This window comes from Lactobacillus nasalidis, assembly GCF_016587775.1.
GTDB classification, from domain to species: Bacteria; Bacillota; Bacilli; order Lactobacillales; family Lactobacillaceae; genus Lactobacillus; species Lactobacillus nasalidis.
Map to the genome: position 1 here is coordinate 1 of NZ_BOCG01000485.1, position 2,548 is coordinate 2,548.

Consider the following 2,548-nt stretch of genomic DNA (forward strand, 5'->3'; position numbering starts at 1 on the left):
CGGTCTTGCCGGCCAGCAGTTCCAGGAAGGTCGGCCAGAGGCTGACGGCGGCCAGGCAGCTGCCAAAGAAGCTGCTCTTGAGATAGGCCCAGACCCGGCTCTTTTTCTCCAAGCTGAGCGTCAGCTGCGTTAAAAAGTACAAAAGGCCAAAGAGCAGGGCCATGTAGCCGGTGTAAAAATTGGTCAGCCAGAGCAAGAAGGTGACCAGGACCAGGTGGTGTTTCTGTCCGGCCAGCAGGCGGTCAATGGCCCGCGTCAGCCAGGGCAGGAGCACCAGGCTGTCCAGCCACATCAAGTTGAGGTTGTTGGCCACGACGAAGCCGCACAGGGCAAAGGCCAGGCTGGCGGCCAGCAGGTATTCCCGGGCCAGGTGGTACTTTTGCTTCCAGACCCAGTAGGCGCTCAGGCCAATGGCTCCGATCTTGCAGGAGATGACCAGGAGGATCCCCTGCGGCAGCAGCTTCTGCGGGAAAAGCAGCAGCAGGAGGTTGAAGGGGCTGAGCAGGTAGTAGCTGTCCGTGCCCAGCATTGAGCCGCCCAGGCCGCTGGCAAAGCTGTAGATCAGCTTGCTGGGGTCATGCAGGAGCTTTTGCTGGTAATAAGCCAGGAAGTCGACATATTGCTGACCCAAATCCACGGTCAGGACGTTGCCTTTCTTGCTGATGAAATAGCCGGCGAAAATCAAGGCCGGCAGGCAGAAAGCCAGCAGACCATAGAGCAGGCTGGAAGCATTTTTTTGGAAAAAGCGTTTTAATTTAGATATGTACATTAAGAATTAGCTAACTCCTCTTCTGAATGATAGAATTGCGCAGATCTTTTTGCTAAAATTACTTGTTAGTGAGGATGGTTTTATCGTGAGTTATTTTAGAAAGAATAGCGGAACTGGCAATGGTAGTCAAACCGCAAATACCCCGCTCAGAATGAAAATCCTGGTCGGGATCATTGTAATTTTGTTCGCGGCCTTAATTGGCCAATTGGCATATTTGCAGCTTTTCTACGGTTCGCGTTTTTCCGCGGAAGTCAACGCTACCGACCAAACGACCGTAACCAAGGCGGTGCCCCGGGGGGTCATGTACGACTCGCAAGGGCGGATTCTGGTCGGCAACAAGGCTGAGAACGCCATTACCTATACTAGAAGTTTATCAGCAACTTCCAAAGAAATGTACCAAGTTGCCAATATCCTTAGTAATTATATAAAAATTACGGATGAAAAGCCGACAAAAAGACAAATTGCCGACTATTATCTGGCCGACAGCAACCGGGCCAAGAAGGTCCTTAGCGCTCTGCCGAAGTCGCAGAAGAAGTCGAGCCTGACAACTTCAGAAATCAACGAATACGAAGTCGCTTACGTTGAAAACACGATCAAGCCGACTCTGTCCACCAAGCAGAAGACGGCAGCGCTTTTGTACAACAAGATGTCCGGCGCTTCGACTTTGTCAACGATCAATCTGAAGAGCAGCGGCCTCAGCAACAAGGAAATCGCCCAGGTCGGCGAGCACCTGTCGTCTATGCCGGGGGTCGGCATCGGGACCGACTGGAACCGTTACTACCCTAACGGCTCGTCAATCAAGAGCATCATCGGCTCGGTTTCAACGACCAAGACCGGGCTGCCAAGCGACAACCTGCAGTACTACCTGGTCAACGGCTACTCCCGCAACGACCGGGTCGGGACTTCCTACCTGGAAAAAGAATACGAAGCGCTTTTGAAGGGGACCAAGGCCAGCTACAAGGTTACCAGCAACACCAGCAGCAACACGGTCACCAAGACCAAGCAGGTCTACAAGGGCCAGTCTGGTGCCAGCCTGAAGCTGACGATCGACGCCAAGTACCAGGCAGAGGTAACCAAGGCCTTGAAGCAGCAGTTCAACTCTGCCTTGAGCGCCGGGGCGGCTAGCCTTTCCAGCGGTGCCTACGCCGTGGCCATGAACCCGCAAACCGGGGCCGTTTTGGCCATGGCCGGCATCAGCTATGACCCGTCCACCAAGAAGGTCAGCGACAATGCCCTGGGCAACATCAACCAGTCCTTTGTTATGGGGTCCGTTGTCAAAGGGGCGCAGGTTGCCGGTGGCTTGATCAACAAGGTCATCACGCCGACCAACAACACCCTGCCGGATACGGCCATCTACCTGCCGGGGACTTCAGTCAAGAAATCCGTTTACCCGGTCGGGACTTTCAGCTCCCTGACCGCGGCCAGCGCCCTGGAAGTTTCCTCAAACATCTACATGATGCAGCTGACCCTGCGCTGGGTTAAGGCAAGCTATGTGGCCAAGAAGTACATTCACATGCCGCAGACGGCCTTCCAGACTTTGCGGAACAACTTCAAGATGTTCGGCCTGGGCCAGAAGACGGGGATTGACCTGCCTGGCGAAAGCTCCGGGATCGAAGGTTCCTCAACCGACTCCTCGGGCAACATCCTTGCCGGTTCGGTGCTCGACGAATCCTACGGGAACTATGACGCCTACACGCCGATTCAGCTGGTGCAGTATGTGTCCACGATTGCCAACGGCGGCTACCGGATGCAGCCGTATGTTGTGCAGTCGATTGGCCG

At 54.7% G+C, this 2,548-nt stretch carries 2 protein-coding genes; one reads left to right on the forward strand and one right to left on the reverse strand.

What is annotated here, in order from left to right:
* A partial coding sequence (locus tag lacNas_RS09290) for a YfhO family protein (protein ID WP_201346802.1) occupies positions 1 to 769 on the reverse strand: 769 nt, incomplete at its 3' end.
* An 85-nt stretch (positions 770 to 854) separates the two neighbouring features.
* Here lacNas_RS09290 and lacNas_RS09295 point away from each other — a divergent pair.
* The coding region (locus tag lacNas_RS09295) for a penicillin-binding transpeptidase domain-containing protein (protein WP_201346803.1) at positions 855 to 2,548 on the forward strand (1,694 nt) is incomplete at its 3' end.